13 protein-coding genes are annotated in these 19,039 nt (G+C 40.3%); 5 read left to right on the top strand and 8 right to left on the bottom strand.

Features of this window, described 5'->3' with window-relative positions:
• Window position 1: 1 nt before the first annotated feature.
• Both AC504W_RS06320 and ggt read left to right on the top strand, forming a co-directional pair.
• Entirely contained in the window at window positions 2–745 is a 744-nt protein-coding gene (locus AC504W_RS06320; RefSeq protein ID WP_494876841.1) for a phytochelatin synthase family protein, read from the top strand.
• A 147-nt stretch (window positions 746–892) separates the two neighbouring features.
• The gene (gene ggt / locus AC504W_RS06315) at window positions 893–2,692 is read left to right on the top strand and encodes a gamma-glutamyltransferase (protein WP_494876839.1); all 1,800 of its coding nucleotides are present in this window, start codon (window positions 893–895) and stop codon (window positions 2,690–2,692) included.
• Window positions 2,693–2,756: 64 nt separating this feature from the next.
• Here ggt and AC504W_RS06310 read toward each other — a convergent pair whose 3' ends face one another.
• A complete protein-coding gene (locus AC504W_RS06310) occupies window positions 2,757–3,023 on the bottom strand; it encodes a hypothetical protein (protein WP_015112844.1) in 267 nt (88 codons plus the stop codon).
• Window positions 3,024–3,571: 548 nt separating this feature from the next.
• Window positions 3,572–4,150, bottom strand: coding sequence for a DUF1802 family protein (locus tag AC504W_RS06305; protein ID WP_494876837.1), 579 nt, complete (start codon window positions 4,148–4,150; stop codon window positions 3,572–3,574).
• A 79-nt stretch (window positions 4,151–4,229) separates the two neighbouring features.
• On the opposite strand from AC504W_RS06305, the gene AC504W_RS06300 reads away from it, so the two are divergent.
• Both AC504W_RS06300 and AC504W_RS06295 read left to right on the top strand, forming a co-directional pair.
• Window positions 4,230–5,189, top strand: a complete 960-nt coding sequence (locus AC504W_RS06300; RefSeq protein ID WP_103126661.1) for an aldo/keto reductase — start codon at window positions 4,230–4,232, stop codon at window positions 5,187–5,189.
• Between the two features lie 520 nt (window positions 5,190–5,709).
• Window positions 5,710–7,263 carry a hypothetical protein gene (locus AC504W_RS06295; protein ID WP_494876836.1) on the top strand — a complete coding sequence of 518 codons (1,554 nt, stop codon included), beginning with the start codon at window positions 5,710–5,712 and terminating at the stop codon, window positions 7,261–7,263.
• A gap of 93 nt (window positions 7,264–7,356) precedes the next feature.
• Here AC504W_RS06295 and AC504W_RS06290 read toward each other — a convergent pair whose 3' ends face one another.
• The 4 genes from AC504W_RS06290 to AC504W_RS06275 all read right to left on the bottom strand — a co-directional run bounded on the left by AC504W_RS06290 (window position 7,357) and on the right by AC504W_RS06275 (window position 14,634).
• Window positions 7,357–8,337, bottom strand: a complete 981-nt coding sequence (locus tag AC504W_RS06290; protein WP_494876835.1) for a PRC-barrel domain-containing protein — start codon at window positions 8,335–8,337, stop codon at window positions 7,357–7,359.
• Window positions 8,338–8,395: 58 nt separating this feature from the next.
• Window positions 8,396–12,058, bottom strand: coding sequence for a chromosome segregation protein SMC (gene smc, locus AC504W_RS06285; RefSeq protein WP_494876834.1), 3,663 nt, complete (start codon window positions 12,056–12,058; stop codon window positions 8,396–8,398).
• 218 nt (window positions 12,059–12,276) lie between these two features.
• Window positions 12,277–13,104 carry a HEAT repeat domain-containing protein gene (locus tag AC504W_RS06280; protein ID WP_494876833.1) on the bottom strand — a complete coding sequence of 276 codons (828 nt, stop codon included), beginning with the start codon at window positions 13,102–13,104 and terminating at the stop codon, window positions 12,277–12,279.
• A gap of 33 nt (window positions 13,105–13,137) precedes the next feature.
• Entirely contained in the window at window positions 13,138–14,634 is a 1,497-nt protein-coding gene (locus AC504W_RS06275; protein ID WP_494876831.1) for a protein kinase domain-containing protein, read from the bottom strand.
• A gap of 391 nt (window positions 14,635–15,025) precedes the next feature.
• Here AC504W_RS06275 and AC504W_RS06270 point away from each other — a divergent pair, with 391 nt between their 5' ends.
• On the top strand, window positions 15,026–15,886 hold the full coding sequence (locus tag AC504W_RS06270; protein ID WP_494876829.1) for a hypothetical protein: 861 nt from the start codon (window positions 15,026–15,028) through the stop codon (window positions 15,884–15,886).
• Window positions 15,887–15,930: 44 nt separating this feature from the next.
• On the opposite strand, the gene AC504W_RS06265 is transcribed toward AC504W_RS06270, so the two are convergent.
• Both AC504W_RS06265 and AC504W_RS06260 read right to left on the bottom strand, forming a co-directional pair.
• Window positions 15,931–17,796, bottom strand: coding sequence for an aspartate kinase (locus AC504W_RS06265; protein ID WP_494876828.1), 1,866 nt, complete (start codon window positions 17,794–17,796; stop codon window positions 15,931–15,933).
• Window positions 17,797–17,986: 190 nt separating this feature from the next.
• Entirely contained in the window at window positions 17,987–18,616 is a 630-nt protein-coding gene (locus AC504W_RS06260) for a DedA family protein (RefSeq protein ID WP_096582944.1), read from the bottom strand.
• Between the last annotated feature and the right edge of the window lie 423 nt (window positions 18,617–19,039).

Here is a 19,039-nt window from a genome sequence, read left to right as displayed (position 1 = left end):
TATGAATATTAAGTTACGCAAAACTTTTGAAACAACTGTTAAAGCTTCAATTATCTGGTTTTGTGTTTCTAGTGGTACTGTTATTTCTCAAACACTACCTCTTTCAAATAACCTAATTGGCTTTAATTCAGATGAGGGAGAAAAGTTATTAATTCAAAGTCGAGCTAGAGAAGATTTCTTTCCTTTGAGTATGCAGTTTATAACTCAAAATAATCAAGCTTTTTGTGGCGTTGCTAGTAGTGTCATGGTATTGAATGGTTTAGGAGTTCTCGCACCAGAATCACCACAATATTCTCCCTACAGAGTATTTACGCAAGAAAACTTTTTTAGCAATGAAAAAACTAAAAAAGTGCTGGCACCTGAAGTTGTTGCTCGTGGAGGAATGACTTTAGATCAATTAGGCGGATTACTTGCTAGTTATGATGTTCAAGTCAAGATTTATCACGCGACTGATACTAATTTAGAACAGTTTCGTAAGCTAGTAGCTGAAAATTTAAAGCAACCTAATAATTTTGTAATAGTTAACTATTTACGTAAAGAAATTGGTCAAGAAAAAGGTGGGCATATTTCACCAATTGCTGCTTACAATGAGCAGACAGATAGATTTTTAATTATGGATGTTTCTCGTTATAAATATCCACCAGTGTGGGTTAAAGCGGCAGATTTATGGAAGGCGATTAATACTAAGGATACAGTTTCAGGTAAAACACGCGGCTTTGTTTTAGTGAGTAAAGCAACTTCTTAATTTCAAGGAATTTAAGTAAAGAACCGCAAAGTACGCAAAGAAAGAGGAAAAAGATTTGCATAAGTCCTATATATAATATGCAAATTTCAATAAATAATTACGCTATCGAGCGATAGGCTAAGACATATCAAATAAAACAGTATACAAATGTCGATCTTTACGAAACCCAAACAGGTTGTATTTACAGTCTTTTCCCTTGGGGTTCTCTGTTACAGCCAAGTTGCATCAGCGACTACCACTTTACCCTTACGCAGTAAAAAGGGGATGGTAGTATCTGCACATCCTCTGGCGAGTGAGGCGGGACTTTTGATGTTACGCCAGGGTGGTAACGCGGTTGATGCAGCAGTCGCCACGACTTTTGCGATATCTGTAGTTGAACCTTTTTCAGCGGGAATTGGTGGCGGGGGATTTTTGCTGCTGCATTCTGAGAAAACTGGCGAGATGAAGGCGTTGGATTTTCGGGAACGCGCACCTATTAAAGCGACAAGGAATATGTATTTAGATGCACAGGGAAAGGTGCGTCCGAATGCAAGTGTGAATGGATATTTGGCGGTGGCGACACCAGGAACGGTGGCGGGGATGTATGAGGTGCATCGCCGTTATGGTAAGCTGCCTTGGAAGGAAGTTGTCAACCCGGCGATCGCACTGGCTAAAAATGGGTTTATATTAAGTAAACAATTAACTTGGCGATCAATTCAAGTTTACGAAAACCGCAAACCCGTAATTCTCCAGAATTCCGCCGCTAGAGGCATATTTATCCGCAATGGCGAATTTTATCAGCCTGGAGAAAGATTAGTACAACGGGACTTAGCACGCACCTTAGAAAGCATTGCCGAGAATCCTCAAAGTTTTTATACTGGCAAAATTGCCCGTGCGATCGCATCAGACATGGCACAAAATCATGGTCTAATTACTTTAGATGATTTGAAGGCATACAAACCGATATGGCGAACTCCTCTCTGCGGTAGTTTTCACCAAGCTAAAGTCTGTTCAATGCCACCACCATCATCAGGCGGTGTTCATCTATTGCAGATTTTAAACATTATCGGTGCCAGTGATTTGCAAGCATGGGGATGGCACCACCCTAATAGTTTACATTTAATGGCGGAAGCAATGAAGATAGCCTATGCCGATCGCTCACAATATTTAGGTGATCCTGATTTTGTCAAAGTACCCGTACAAGCCCTCATTAGTCCAGCTTACGCTAAACAGCGCCGTCAAGAAATCAATCTGGATGTAGCGAAACCTGCGTCAGAAATCAAGCCAGTAGCACCAGAAACGCTCAAACGTTTTGGACAAGTTAGCAATCAAATTGTGCCTTTACCCAACAAATTATTAAGGTTGCAAGCTACTCGCTACGAATCTCCAGAAACCAGCCATATTTGCGTTGTAGATGAACAACGCAACGCTGTCAGCCTGACTTTTACAATTAATCTTGGTTTTGGTGCTGGTGTGGTGACACCAGGAACAGGAATTTTACTCAATAATGAGATGGATGACTTTGCCATTGCGCCAGGTGTACCTAACGCCTTTGGTTTAGTTGGCAATGAAGCGAACGCGATCGCACCCCGCAAAACTCCCCTGTCGAGCATGACTCCGACAATCATTACAGAAAATAATCACCTCCGCATGGCAGTGGGGGCCCCTGGTGGTAGCACAATCATCACTCAGGTATTGCAAGTGATTCTCAATGTGCTGGAATACAATATGGATGTTGGTGCAGCTGTCTCCGTACCACGCATACATGATCAGTGGCTTCCTGATGAGTTGCGCGTCGAACCTTGGGGTTTGGATGCTTTAACTCTGCAAGACTTACGCCGCCGTGGACACAACATCAAGGAAGAAAATACACCTTGGGGTAATGCTAACGCGATCGCTGTCAAAGCAGATGGCAGCTTAGAAGCAGCAGCCGATCCTCGCGGTGAAGGTTCGCCTAGAGGCTGGTAAACAGTTGTCACTTACTGACGCAACACTGCCGTTGTTCGGGATTGTTAAAATGCTTTAATTGCAACTATTGATTCTGCACCATCGATTCTGAGTATTCTACTTGAGTACCAAACTCATTAGCTCTAGCGCTGGGTACTAATGTCCAGCCAGCCTTTAGCAGTTTTTGATAAGTTGCCCAACCTTTAGATCCACCGGGAATTTGATAATCTGGTACTGCAAATTGCGGATAAGCTGTGTATGGTCGCCAACCTTTATTCGCCTCAACTTGCAAATATAAAATTTTCTCACCGTCGTTGCCAGACTTAGATAACCAGCACATTTGTCGATTCATGGCAAACTCCTTAGTGTTTAGCTAAAATTGCATAATCGCAGACTTTTGTCAAGCCTTGCATCACTCTTCTGGGATAATTTTTGATTCCCCTAGTATGTGTCCATTTATCTACAAATTGGTTTAGTAAAATTACGTAAGCCAACAGATAGAGTTTTCTAGACCATATTTGAGGATGCAACACGAAAAAATCACTCCATCCCCAACCACTGAAACTTGCATAAAGTGACAATAGCTGCGGATTTTGTATGAAAAAGTTGTTGATGAGTCAATATCTTTAGCTCCATGACGGATAATGATTCGGCATTGCTTACAGGCACAAAAATATCACCCTTTTCAGCAATACTTCGCTGGTTATGAGGGTAAGAATTTTCTGATCGTATCTGCGGTTTTTGCGAATGTATGTAGCAAGAGTTACTTTTTGGGCGTATGGCTGAATAATAATTTATTTGTTTTGCTAGTTACACCAGTAAGATTTATTTATCAGTGTTGAGTGCTGGGTGCTGAGTCAAGACAGCACAGCAGGCGCTATTGTCTCTCACCTCTCACCTCTAATCACCAACAATTGTGCGAATTTCCTTGACTATTGCGGAGTAATGCGAATCTGACAAAACAGGTGTTGCACCTTCGATGTTAATTAGTTGCGCTAAATCAATCCATGACTTGCAACCACCATATTGAGGAAGATAGGGGATTTCTTGAACCTTGGGTATTTTATAAGTCCGTAACAGGATTATATACAAAGGCTGACGCGGTTTCCATTTCAAGCGATCGCAAATAAAATGCTCATTCCAGATATGAAAGGGGAGTAAAGCGTTAACAGTCGACTCCTCACTAATCGGCAAAATATCTGTAATTTCCGCCCAACTGCCAATGCGAACCGTTTCTGGATGCCAACCAGGAGTTACTGGACAAACAAGGTCAGCATATTCTGATTTTAGCAGGAATGACTGTTGATGTTCAAAAGTTGGGTAAAGTAAAACCTGCTCATGAGCAACTTGGAAGCGGCCATTTTGCTCATGAATACCACCTTTACGTAGCAACATAATGGTTTTGCCACTTTCCAAAGCATTTATCGCCACAGACCATTCTTTGAGAGCGTATAAAGTCGTAGTCAAATTCATCGGCATCTACTATAACTCTGATTTAATTTCACGCTAAGACCGTTAAAGTATGAAACTATCCGGGGAAATGAATTAAAGAAGCATCATGGAAAAGCGAAAATTAGGTACATCTGCCGTAGAAATTACACCCATCATTGTGGGAACTTGGCAAGCTGGTAAAAGGATGTGGGTGGGAATTGAAGATGCTGACTCCATTAAAGCTATCCGCGCCGCCTTTGAAGCTGGAATTACCACTGTAGACACTGCCGAAGTTTATGGTGAAGGTCACTCTGAGCGCATTGTAGCCGAAGCTTTATCAGATGTGCGCGACCAAGTACAGTATGCCACAAAAGTTTTTTCCAACCATCTTAAATATGATCAAGTGATTGAGGCTTGCGATCGCTCCTTAAAAAACCTCAAAACCGATTATATCGACCTTTATCAAATTCATTGGCCTGCTGGTTCGTTTAATAGCGAAATCGTACCGATAGAAGAAACGATGAATGCTTTAAATCATCTCAAACAGCAAGGAAAAATTAGGGCGATTGGTGTTTCTAACTTTTCTCGCGCACAATTAGCCCAAGCATCACAATATGGACGCATCGATAGCTTGCAACCCCCATATTCACTATTTTGGCGGCAAGTGGAACAAGATGCTATGCCCTATTGTAGCGAAAATCAAATTTCTATCTTGGCTTATTCACCCTTAGCCCAAGGATTGTTAACTGGTAAATTTCCTCGCGGTCAAAAATTTGCCCCAGAAGATAATCGCTCTAGTAATAAACTATTTCAAGGCGAAAACTTTGAACACGCTCAACAAGCTTTAGATAAACTGCGCCCCATAGCGGAACGCCATCATTGTACCTTGGCACAGTTAGCACTAGCTTGGTTAATTGCCCAACCCCAAGCAAATGCGATCGCCGGTGCGCGTTATCCTGAACAAGCAAAAGATAACGCCAAAGCCGCTGATGTCAAACTCTCCGTTGAAGAAATTGCCGAAATCGATGCGATCGGGCGGATTGTCACTGATAACCTTGATAACAACCCAGTCATGTGGAATTGGTAAGCTGATATTTCTTCATCACACCAGAACCCAGACTTTCTTGACAAGTAGGGGTTCTGACATTTAGCTAATAACTAACAACAAATATTGCAATAATAAACAAAATGTCAACTTTAGTAAACTAGCGCTTACTGATTCCTAACTCAGTGTTAAATTGAATAGCAAGACATCAAACTAAGAAAAACCAACCCCAAAGGGCAAACGACTATGATGTCTCCCGTCAGTAGCCCAAGCAAATGTTCAGCATAACTCTAATTAAAAGTGGTCAAAGCCTGATAATATAAATAAAAGGCGAAGCCAAATCCCAAAGCGGAAAAACAAAGATTGCTGAAGTTGCTAGTTATTCAGTCCACCTTAGTTGTTTACTCCTTCAATTATTTAGCTAAGTTTAAAAAATTTGAAACCTGTGAATTCCCAAAAACCTGGTCATCGTTGACCAGGTTTTGATGTTTTTATCTATTGCTATAAATTAAATTTTTATACAAGGATTTGATTATAATTTAACAAATACCTTGCAATATAAATGTTAGCGAAAAAAGCAATTAATCGGATTTCAACCTTATTTTCCTATTATCCTTGGTTGATTGTAATTATCTTTTCAATTCTCGGTTTGATAGGTATTCTTAACCATTCAATGTGGCGAGATGAACTCAACCCTTGGTTGATTGTGAGAGATAGCCAATCTTTTACCGATTTAATTGCAAATATTAAATATGAAGGGCATCCGGTTTTGTGGTATTTTTCTCTAGCATGTTTGAGAAAAATTGCTGACAATCCGTTAATCATGCAAATTTTTCATTTATCTATTACCATTACTGCGATCGCAATTTTTTATTTATATAGTCCTTTTAAATCTCAACAAAAATTACTGTTTATATTTGGCTATTTTCCCTTATATGAATATTTTTTAATTTCTCGGAATTATGCCTTTAGTCTGCTGTTTATATTTGCTTTTTGTGCAGTATTTCCATCTAGAAAAAAAACTTATTTATATTTGGCTATTTTATTAGGTTTACTAGCCAATAGTAGCGCTTATGCTTTACTGGTATCATTTTCGTTATCATTGTCTTTGCTAGTCGAATTTTGTTTTGATAAGGAACATAGACAGCAATATTTCAATCAAAGCAAAAAATATGATTTATTTTTAAGTATTGCAATTATTATATTCTTTCTAATATTGTCAGCTTATATTATTACTCCTCCTGGAGATAGCTATCTTCATGGAGGTTTAAATAATGGCTGGTCGATTCAACTTGATATCCGCCAATTATTCAAAAGTATAAATAGATTATTTGCTAGTTACTTTTTAATCATCCCGCAAAAAAGATGGCTGGATTCAATTTTTTGTGCTTTCATCACTTTATTTATATTTTGTTTGACTTTAATTAAACTTTCTAAAAAGCCAATCCCTCTCTTTTTCTATATTATAGGTAATGGTGTAATACTCGCATTTACTTATTTAAGATTTGCTGGAAATCCTCGCCATTTTGGTCATTTTTATTTAGTTTTTATAGCAGCATTATGGCTAGAGAGTCACTATCAAGACTCTAAATTTTTATTCAACAAATTGTCGCTATCACCAAAATTACTGAAATTATCTCAGCAATGGCATTATATTGCTTTTACATTAATTCTCTACGCTCAGTTATTTGGAGGTATTTATGGCTTTAGTAGAGATTTAATTATCCCCTTTTCCGCCAGCCGGGAAACAGCGCATTACATTCAGCAAAATCGCTTAGAAAATGAATTTATTGTAGCCAGTCGTGATGCTAATATGGCTGCGTTAGCAGGTTATCTAAATCGGAAGTTATATTATCCTGAACTCCAAAGAATGGGAAGCTTCACCTTATTTAAAAAAGGTCGTCAAGATGTTGACCAACCTGAGATATTAAGACAAACTAGTTCTTTGTTGCAGAGTCAAGAAGCTAAAAACAAAATTTTATTGATTTTAAATAAACAACTGGATTCCAATAGAAATGATTTAAAGATTATTCCTATCAAAAATTTTCAGAAGGCTTGGGTAGATAGTGAACGATATTATCTTTATTGGGTAGATAAAGTAGGAGACAGAAAATAAAATACTGTTGCTAATATTCACATTCTCAAAATGTACTGGCTCCCCTACAAAATTAACCCCTCCTCGTAACTGAGGAGGGGTTAAAACTTAAGATTAATATCCGCCTTCTTCTTCGTATTCCGGCTGTCTTTCTTTAACTTTCTTAGGAATGTTCACTGGTTTTGGTGCATCTTCCCAAGCATCACTTTCTACATCATCGTCGTAGTCGTCGTAATCTTCAGTGTAGGCTTTAGTTTCATACTTGGGTGGTTGTTGATATCTATCTCGCCCTGTGGCTTCACTCCAGTTATCTTCTTCGTCCTCTTCCTCGTAGCGAATAGATTCATACTGTTGCGCTCTCATAACTTCGCGCCGTGGTCTTTCTTCTTCTACGTAATCTTCATTCCATTCTTCTTCTCGCGCTACAGGTTCTGGGGCGCGAACTTTGGGCTTGGGTGGTTGTAATGGGACACCGCTAGGTAGCTGATTTGAAGGTGCAACTGTGCGCGGTGCAGAATAACCATATTCTTCTTCTGCATCACGTTCCCAAGGTGGTTTCCCGATACCTAAACGTTCTAAAACGCCTACTGTTAATTGGGTTGTACGTTCCTCGGCTCCTTCAAATACAATTAATCTGCTGGGGCCTGTGCTAACAATTTCCTCTATTGAAATCTCATAAGTGCTGAGAAATTGGTCGGGAATTTGCGGTACTCCCAAAGAAGCAATAATTATAGAGTGCAGCTTACCTGATATCCCATCAAATTTAAAGCCCCGCACTCTGCCTAAGACTTCACCTGTTTCTGTAATTACTTCCCAGTTAATCAGGTTGCTGAAAGCTTCAATTTCAATATCTTCTATGACATCTTCGTTATCAACCAAAATTGCATCACCAATTTGGTTGATACTGCTGAGGTACATATAGCGTGGCAGTCCAGAGATAGAGATCAGGCTGTCTCGCAAACCAAGAGCCACAACCTCCCTTTGATCAATATCAACCCAGATTTGATTCACAATCCCTAGCCGCTTGGCGTTGTCGCGGGTAATCACCTGAGTATTTAATAAGTCGGAACGCCTAATTATCTGTTCAGAGGTCATTCTATACCGAGTCCTGATCTCGAATCCGGTTTATCTATACACTATTATTAACAAAGATTCAAGCAGATGTATTCGAGGATGATAACTTAATTCCCAAAACTTGGGTATAAGCGCCTCGTGCTTGAGTAACGCCAATGGTGCGTTCGGCTGATTCTATCATCGGACGACGCAAACTCACAACTATAAACTGTGCTAGTTGTGCCTGTTGTTTGATCATTCTAGCCAATCGTTCTACGTTTGCCCCATCTAAGAACATATCTACTTCGTCAAAGGCGTAAAACGGTGATGGACGGTAGCGTTGTAGGGCGAAAATAAAACTTAAGGCAGTGAGGGATTTTTCTCCCCCAGACATGGAAGCTAGTCGTTGTACAGGTTTACCTTTGGGGTGAGCAACTAAATTTAAGCCACTGCTAAAGGGATCTTCAGGATCATCAAGTTGCAGATAGCCGTCGCCTTCTGAGAGGGTGGCGAAAATTGATTGGAAGTTTTCGTTAACAGCATCAAAGGCTTCTTTAAAGGCGCGTTGCCGCAAGGTGGTAAAGTTTTCAATTCTTAATAGTAATTCTGTGCGTTCTGCTTCTAATGTCTGCAACTTATCTGTAAGTTCTTGCAGGCGGTTTTGGGTGCGTTCATATTCTTCCAACGCCAGCATATTCACAGGTTCCATTGCTTGTAAGCGTTTGGCAAGCGATCGCAATTCTTTCTGCAATTCTTCTAAATTTACCTGCTCTGGGACTTCCGGTAAAGGGCTAGGCAATTCTGGGAGTAGTTCTCGCAATTGATTTTGCAAAGTTTCTAGTTCTTCACGCCGCTTTTGCTGGGTTTCTTGCAGTTTTTCTAGTTCCCATTCCAATTGTTGCTGACGGAGTAAATGCGATCGCACTTCTTGTTCTATCGCGTCACGTTTTACCTTTTCTTCGCCTAAATTCTTTTCCATTTCACTCAACTTGGCGCGAGTTTCGGTGATTTGAGTGCTGAGTGCTGAGTGCTGAGTGCTGAGGGTTTGGAGTTTATGCTGAGAATTTTCTTGTTCTTGATGATATTGAGTGATGCGTTGTTCGGCTTCTTGGATGCGTTCTTGTAACCGCTGCTGCTGATTTTCGAGATTTTTTAATCGTTGTTCGGCTTCCCGGAGGTTAGCTTCCCGTTGTTGTAATTGTTGCTCTTGCGTTTTAATTACCGCTTGAATTTGTTGCCATTCACTAGGCGTTTGGGATGCTTCTAACTCTGCTAAAACTTGTCGTAATTGTTGTAATTGCGCTTCTTGTCCTGGTAAATCTTTGTCTAAAATTTCTAGGCGAGACTGTGCATTTGTAAATTTTTCGGTATTTTGCGCCAGTTGCGATCGCGTTGCTTCTAATTGCGTTGTCAAAGCCTTAATATCTTTTTGCAACTGTTCTAATTGCAATTGCTGTTCGCGCCTTGCTTGACGGGCTTCGGTGAGTTCTTGGGATAGCTGTTTGGTTTTGCTGGATAAAGATGCGATCGCATCAATACAACGATCTAAAATCCGTTCTATATCTACCAAGCGATTTTTCAACGCAATCGCTTCATCTGATTCTGCGGCTTCCCCTGTACCGAAGCGCAATGCAGAACGCTGATTTGTGCTTCCTCCAGTCATTGCGCCACTGGTTTCGAGCAATTCTCCATCTAGGGTGACAATGCGATATAAACCGAGGTTTTTCCGCGCCTGTTCTAAACTGGCGAAGACGACTGTGTTACCAAAAACATAGTGAAATACATCTTTATAACGGCGATCGCATTCAACTAAGTTCACAGCATAACTGACAAAGCCGTTAGCTAACCGCAAAGTTGCATCTTGCGTAATTCTCGGAGCCTGAATCTTATTTAATGGTAAGAATGTTGCTCTTCCGGCACGTTTTTGCTTGAGTAATTCAATCCCCGCCGCAGCTATCCCATCGTCATCAACAACGATATGTCCCAACCGCGCACCAGCCGCAATTTCCAACGCCAACTGATACCGAGGTTCCACTCGTCCCAACTGTACCACCAAACCACAAACCCCAGGCATTCCCGATTGGATAATTACCTTACTAGCTTGTGTACCTTGGACTTCCTGTTGTGCTTGGGTTTGGGCTTCAATTTTATCTAACTGCCGTTGTTTTTCCCGTTGCTCATTAGAAAGCCGCTTTTGCGTATCTTGCTGAATTTGTAATTCCTGTTCTGTGGCGGCAAGATTTTGGGCTAAATTTTGAATGGGTTCGCTAGAGGCGTTAAATTCTGACTCGACTCGTGTACACTCAGCTTGCTTTTCTGCTAATTGCGGTTCTAAAGTGGCAATTAGCTGAGTTTGTTCATGAATTAATTCTTGTAGCTGACTATTACGTTCTCTTAACTGTGCTTGCTCTGTGCGTTGCGGTTCTAGAGTTTGCAGTACAGTTTCAATTTGGCGGTTCAGTGCAGTTTGTTGCTGTACCCATGCTTCCGACGCAGAGGCGATTTCTGCGGCGGCTTCACGGGATTTTTGCAATGCTTGTTGTGCCTCATCCCGTTGCTGTTGACAATATACAATCGATTGCCGTTCGACATTTTGGGTTTCGGCAATTTCTCCCAAAGCTTGCTGATGCTGTTGAATTTCTTGCTGAGTTTGCACCAAGCGTTTAGCGGTTTCTTGGGAAGTTGTTTCTAATTCTGTTTGCTGACGCTGGAGTTGCTTGCGTTCTGCTTCTTGAGTAGCAAGGCTAGACTGTACCGCTAATAATTCCTCTTCACCCAAAGCTTTGACATGAGCGTTGAGTTGTTCTAATTCAGCAGTTTTCTGAGTAATGCCGACATTCAGCGTTTCTAATTGTAGTGTTAAATCATGATGAGAGCGATCGCCATTTTGAATTTCCGTCGCTAACTTTTCTTGCTGTGCTTGCAGAGAACGCCACGATAACACCGCTTCCCAAGACTGCTTGTGCAGATATTCCGTCCGTAGCTTTTGATATTTTTCCGCTTTAGCCCTATCTTGAGAAAGGCGATCGCGTTGTGCAGTTAACTCCGTCTCAATAATTCGGCAACTATCTTCCTTCTCCTTCACCTCATCCAACGTACCCTTAGCTTGGTGAATCTTGCGATCAAACGCCGCCACCCCCGCCAACTCATCAATAATTTCCCGCCTTTCCCTAGCATTCATCGAGATAATGCTGGTAACGTCCCCTTGAAGCACGACGTTGTAGCCTTCGGGATAAATCCGCAGACTCTCCAACTCCTCATGCAACTCTGTCAGCGTACAAGCAGCACCATTGATATAGTAATTTGACGTGTAAGTTCCTTGATGAGTCACCCGCAACCGTCTGGTGACACTCCACTCTTCCGATTTTGGATTTTGGATTTTGGATTTTGGATTTTCATCCTCATCTATTTCCTCTGAGTCCTCTAATTCCTCTAATTCCTCCCCGCCTTCCTCACTTTGCGCCTTTGCGTCTTTGCGCGAAATAATTTCTTCCCCCGACAAATCAAACGTCACCGTGACACTAGCTTCCACAGATGCGCGTCCCTTAGCCGTTTGAGTATTATTTACCAAATCCGGCAAGCGATCGGCTCGCATTCCCTTAGAACTGGCAAGTCCCAAACAAAACAACAGCGCATCCAAAATATTCGACTTACCGGAACCATTTGGCCCAGATATGACAGTGAACCCCGGCAGCAAAGGCACTGAGGTAGTACCGCCGAAGGATTTGAAGTTGGTAAGTTCCACGCGCTTGACGTATACCATAGTATGCGCTGGTTCACTGGGCTAATGGCTAATGAAGAACAAGTGTATCAATTAATGAAAATTTAGCAATAGGTTGTATGAATAAATTATCGTAGACGCGCAAGCGGCTTGCCGTAGGTTACCGCCAAGGCGCAGAGAGCGCAGAGGAGGGGAGCGCATCACTAAAATATCAAAAGTAATTTTAACGAACTTTCGGAAAAATAGTATTATTCTCTGAATTATATTTGTTGAGTTTTGTTATCGATAAATGTTTCTAACTCTTGCATAGTATATGTAGAGAGATTGTTAGTAAACATATAATGAGAGAACAAATTAACAACATCAGAAAAGCAAAAATATGGTTCTACCTTTTTTAAATCTTTTCTCTGTCTTTTATAATCTGATTTAGACATATTTTCTTGCAGCTTCCGATGTTGTAATACTAATAATTGATATTCATACTCAGCCTCTGCTTGTACAAGTGGATGTGAGTCATTCCGCAATTTCTCAGAAAAATTGTATTTCATAGAAAAATTTACATCTTGTTCACTGGCTGAATGGTACATAAATTCTCCTAGTAAATTGATAACAGCCCAGCGAGTTGTGTAATATTGGCTGTTTACCATACTTGAAAGTATATCCGAACGATTTTCTACACCAAGCCAAAATAATTCACCTAGGAGTCGTGGTACTAAAATTGGATCACTTTCCCTATATTCATAGAACGCTTGTAGTAAAACTGGGACACTCTCATAACTACATATCTTTCCCAAAGTATAAATTACTTGTCTACGAATGAAGTGGTTTTCTGCAAATACAAGACGTTCTAACTCAGGAATAATCACAGGTTCTAATTGTGTTTCCCAAGATATTTTGCAAGTCTCATTACGAGAACAACTTAAAACAAAATCTGTAATAAATAGCCCAGCATAACCAACAACATCTGGGTCATGATTTTGTAGCATTTTAATTAAAGTCTCAATTGCACCAAGAGATGACGCAACCTCAGCCATATAGTCTGAGTCTCCTAAATGAGAGAGATAGTTAATAATTTTAGCTTCTAGCATTTTTAACGAGAATATTCTGTCAAGCAAAAATAACTATTTCTTCGGCAATGCTTTGATTTCTTGAACTATCTTGTTATAGCCTGATTGGTCGCCTTGTTCTTGAAATAGTTTTTCAGCTTTTTTAAAATCTCTCAGTGCTGCTTTTTTCTTACCTAGTTGGGCGTAGATTAAGCCCCGATCATAATAGGCTAAAGCATAGTTAGAATCAAGTGCGATCGCTTGGCTAAAATCCTTCATCGCTGCTGGATAATCTTTAACTTTTACACGCCCTAATCCCCTGCCATAGTAAGCATAATGGTTTTGAGAGTTAAGTTTAATCGCTGTTGTGTAGTCGGCGATCGCTTCTTTGTATTTACCCAATCCAAACCAAGCAAATCCCCTATCATAGTAAGCATTGGCATTTTGAGGATTCAATGCAATTTCTCGACTGGAATTTGCTTGTACTTTTTCGTAGTTTCCTAAACGATAAAAAGTATTATCTTGATGGTTATAAGCTACAGAGTTATGCGGATTTATTTTAATAGGTTGCGTAAAATTATTTACAGATTCTTGATAGTTTCCTTGATCATATTCACTGATACCTTGTTGATAAAGTATTTGCTCATTATTTATAGGTTTTAACCATTGACTAAAACATCCTATAATCAGAGCGACAAGTAAACTAGTCATCCCTATAAATATCAGTCTGAATCTTGTAAACTGGAGTTTTTGTGGTTGGTATTGGTAATTCTTTAATTGCTGGAGGTCATTGATAACTTCAGTAACGGACTGGTAACGTTTATAGTAGTCAAATCGTACCATTTTATTAATAATTTTGGTTAATTCTTGGCTAACTTTAATTGTTCTATCACGCCAGATAATTTCACCAGTAAGTAAATTTTTTTGACTTTGTAATCTTGATATTTCATTTTGAGATAACCCCATAATTGCTGCGATCGCAATTATTCCTAACGCATAAATATCACTATTATATTGGGGTTGACCTTGCAATTGTTCTAGAGGTATATATTCTAAATTACCGACTATAGTTGTTACCATTTCTTGTACGGAACCAAAATCAACTAATACCAGTCGATTATCTGAATATCTGCGAATAACACTTGCTGGTTGAATATCTTGGTGAATGACATTACGATGATGTATAAATAATAAAATATCTAATATTTCTAATAATAAGTTAATTACTTGGTCTTCTCGTAAAGGGAATCCTACTAAAATCTCTTCAGCTAATTCATGACCATCAATTAATTCTTGAACTAGATAAAATTCTTCATCTGCTTCAAAATAAGCAACTATTTTTTGAATTCTATCGTTTTCTCGTCCAAGTTGTTGCAAAACTTTAGCTTCTTTAAAAAAGCTCTGTCGCAGCCAAGCTAAATTTTGAGGATTGTTAGTTTCTGGTCGTAGCTGCTTAATTATAAATTGCTGCTCAGGAATTGTAATATCTTCAACTAGATAAGTTTTTACGGACTCCTCCGTATATAATAATTCTATGATGCGGTAACGTGTAACCAAAATTTGATCATCCATATAGATAAGCTTTTATACGAAGTTACCTGATTATATATTAGTATTCTTACTAGTATAATTTTTGTGGGGATCAACCTTAGTTACAAAAAATATACAAAGACTAAAGAAATTGTAATTCATCTGATTAATTTTCATAAATGGTACAAAGAATCAGAAACAAAACAGGAAACAATTCTGTAAGAAAATACTGTTTTTACTGATGTGACTCTGCCATAGTTTACTTCTTATACAACAAGTGCTTAATTTCCATCTCTTGATTTTGAGGCGGAATATTACTGAGTAATTACTCAATAATTGACTAATCCAATTATTGCCGTGGGATCACTCATGACATGCTATTGCTCGGTACGGTAAAAGAGTTGTAATCGAATTGCTATAAACGCTAAATAGCTTGAAAATCAACTTATTTAAACGCAACAAAAATCAAGTAACGGCGACCAAGCGTCAACTGATCGAGGCTCTGCGTCGGCGTGATACTGCGGCCATTCAGAACTTGACGATGCGATCGCAAAATATGATCGGCGAAGAAAAATTAACTGAGATAGTCAACGAAGTATTATGTGAATGCGATGCTGAAAGCCACAGTTGGTTTTTTGCCAGTTTTGTCGGGCAATTTAGATATCAACAGATGCAGCAAGCAGCCCAAAATAATGTCTTTCATATATTAGTGAATGCAGGTTTAGAACCAGGAAAAGACTTTAGTTTAGGGCTAGATGGTGAGATGATTGTGAGCGATCGCGCCAAGCAAATCTTACTTAATCATCTGCCCCAAGAGCAACGAAGATTTTTTGAAGCTCAATTGCAAGTTTCTCAAGTTGCAGATCCTATTGTGGCAATTGAAAAGCAGTTGGGTTGCCCATTTTATACAAATTTAACGGAAATAGCGGCTTGTCAAGTGCAGGAACTGAATAATCCGCAAGCCGCCGCTTATTTAGGCGTATTATTAGCTGGTTTAGTCAAAAGGCATCCAGCCCTCCAAGATGTGGACTTTCCGACAAAGTTTATTGTGAATACACTGCAAGGCTTACCTCAACAGCGAGTCACAGCAATATTAAATGATCCAGAAACAGATCCTCAATTTGATGAAGTAATTATCTTTCAGGATTTATTAGCCGCAATGGCAGAACCTGAAATGAGTGAAACAGAGGATTGTAACAGCCTAGAACAACTCAAAAAGCTAGATACAGTTTGGTGTGGTGAATATCGGCTGGCAGAAATAGTCGCCAGCCTAGAAGAATTATCGAGGGAGTAAGAAACCCCTAGATGAAATTGCGTCAACCTTGGTGTTGATTTAGTTTATGCTGGCACTACAAATTTTTCGCTCCCAGCGAGATCAAAGGCAGTATGAATCACTTGTAAAGCTTTTACACCTTGTTCTTGAGCGACGACACAACTAATTTTAATTTCTGAGGTGGCAATCATTTGAATATTGATTTGGTGTTGTGCCAACGCTTCAAACATTTTGGATGCAATACCTGGTTGTCCTACCATCCCTGCACCGACAATACTGACTTTAGCGATCGCACTATCTAATACAACTTCACCCCAGCCTAATTCGGCTGCAACTTGGGTAAGTAGTTTTTGGGCAGTTTCCCCATCCATACGCGGAACTGTAAAAGCAATATCCCGTTTAGGAACACCATTAATTAATCGGCAGCGTTGAGATTGAATAATCATATCAACACTGATGTTGTGCTGTGCCAATATGCCAAATAACTTCGCCGCCATCCCCGCTTTATCTGGAACCTGACGAATCGCCAGACGTGCTTGGTTCATATCTAAGGCGACACCGCAAACCGGGCGGGAGTGGGGAGTGCTGAGTGCTGAGTGCTGAGTATTAAATATTTGTTCTGCGCCTCTACTCCTCTGCGCCTCTGCGCCTCTGCTCGCCTGCTCCCCTGCGGCAACTTCAAAAGCGTTACTCAGTGCAGTCACGGCGCGATCGCAGTCTGCGGCATCAACTACGCAGCTAACTTTGACTTCACTAGTAGAAATCATTTGAATGTTCACCCCTGCTGCGGCGAGGGTGGCAAACATTTTCGCCGCCACCCCCGGACGACCAATCATCCCTGCACCAGAAATACTGACTTTAGCAATGTCTTGTTCGATCATCACTTCCGCTTCGTCTGATTTGGGGTTAGATGGGTTTCGGAGTGCAGGTGCGATTGCTGATGCTACTGCTTCTGCCCGTTTTAATATCGGTGTGGTGACGGTAAAGGCAATATCGTTGCTATTACCTTCATGAATTGATTGAATAATTAAGTCTACATCAACATTTTGACGGGCAATTTCCCCAAATAATTTAGCCGCTACCCCGGGCTTATCGGGTACACGCAATAAAGCTACTTTTGCTTGATTGGTGTCAAATTCCACCGCATCCACAGGACGAGCAATTTCTAAATTTACTAGCGATCGCTCTTGGGGTTTGCGCGACGTTACCCAAGTCCCTGGGTCTTCTGTCCAGCTAGAACGTACTACCAAAGGGACACCATAGTTGCGGGCAATTTCCACTGAACGGGGATGCAATACTTTTGCTCCCAAGCTGGCCAGTTCTAGCATTTCATTACAGGTAATTGCATCCATCAACTGGGCTTCAGGAACCAAGCGCGGATCTGTAGTTAAAATTCCTGGCACATCTGTATAAATTTCACAAAAATCTGCTTGAATAGCTGCTGCTAAAGCGACCGCAGAAGTATCCGAACCACCACGTCCCAAGGTAGTAATTTCTAATTCTCCGGTGCTGGATATTCCCTGAAAACCAGCTACCACAACTACTTTGCCTTGATTAATATGACGCAGCAATCGGTCAGTTTCTATATGCAGAATCCTGGCGCGGGTGTGTTCTGCTTCAGTAACAATTCCTACTTGTGCGCCAGTCATAGAGATAGCTGGCTGGCCAAGTTCTTGCAATGCCATACTCAGGAGAGCGATCGTTACCTGCTCCCCAGTAGAAAGCAGCATATCCATTTCCCGGCGGTTAGGATTTTGAGAAATTTGGCTGGCTAGTTTGACAAGTCCATCTGTGGTTTTTCCCATTGCCGAAACTACTACAACCAAAGAGTTTCCTGCTTGCACCGTTTTACAGACACGCTGTGCAACAGCTTGGATACGTTCGACTGAACCGACAGATGTACCACCGAATTTCTGAACTATAAGCGCCATATCTTTGTCTTGAATGAAGTTTGCCTACTTTCATCAAGGCTCCTACCGGGTTAGGAAGCTTTGAAGGCATTAGCAGTAGTTATTTAGTTTACAGAAAATAGTGAGAAGTTTGAAATTTTCATCAAAGTAAAAAAAGGCAAAAGCCAAAATTATTTGTTTTGACTTTTGCCTTTTTATTTTTTACTTATATTTATTCGCCTGCTGCACGCTTAACTTGGCGGGACTCCAACCACAAGGGAATGGCAATTACAGCTACTAAAATGAGTAGGGCTGCGATCGCAAATTGACTTACCCAAGTAACCAATTGTTCTAAAGAAATTACTCTGCCAGCAAAAAAAGCTAATGTCACCATCACAGCAGCCCAGGTAGTTGCTCCTGCTAGGTTATATAAGAAGAATTTTAGGAACGGTATTTCTGCTATTCCCGCTAGTGGGGCTGCAAAAATTCGCAAAAGGGCGAAAAACCGTCCAAAAAATATGGCTTTGGCAGCATTTTGACTAAACTGATCTTTAATATTCAGTAATTTTTCTTCAGAAATCCTAAATATTTTACCTATTTGCAGCAGGAAAGGCCAGCCACCGAGTTTCCCAACCCAATAGCCGCAAGCACTACCAAGTACAGCACCTGCAACAGCATCACCTAGAACTAACCAGTAACTCAGTTCATCACTACCAGCTAGAAACCCACCTACAAGAGTTATGGTTTCACCAGGAAGAGGAATGCCCAAGTTTTCTAGTAAAATGCCCAAAAAAATTGCCCAGTAACCATACTGGTGGGCAAATTCCTGGATGTTTTCTAGTGAAATAAATTCAAGAGACATCCCGCACCGCCGCCTTTACAATTTTTTACCTTTACTCTATCTTGGCGCGTTTGTGGCTGGAGTGTCAATCAAAGTAATGTTTTGCCAAACTTAATTCATTCTCAAAGACGGACTCAGTGATGGGAAAAATCAAAGGATGTAGGGTTATGGGAGTGTCTGGATGTATGTGAGCAAAACTCTTAGCCAAACCTTTATACGTAATTTCTATCCCAGTTAATCGCTAACAATTGATAAAATCTATAAATTATTTAGTATTGACTATTATGCGTTTAGGCGGTATTAACACAGGTGCATAGTAGCTAAAACAAATCAATAAATTTTTTATAAAAAATTCATAAAAATCTCGTTAAACTATGAAAATCTCGTAAAAGCTATTATTGATACTGAATTTACTAAGCCTTTGTGCCTATATTTAGGGAAGTT

It is taken from the genome of Nostoc sp. C96 (genome assembly GCF_059384975.1).
Note: the sequence above shows the minus strand (reverse complement) of the source record. Positions and strands in the feature narration are given on the sequence as shown.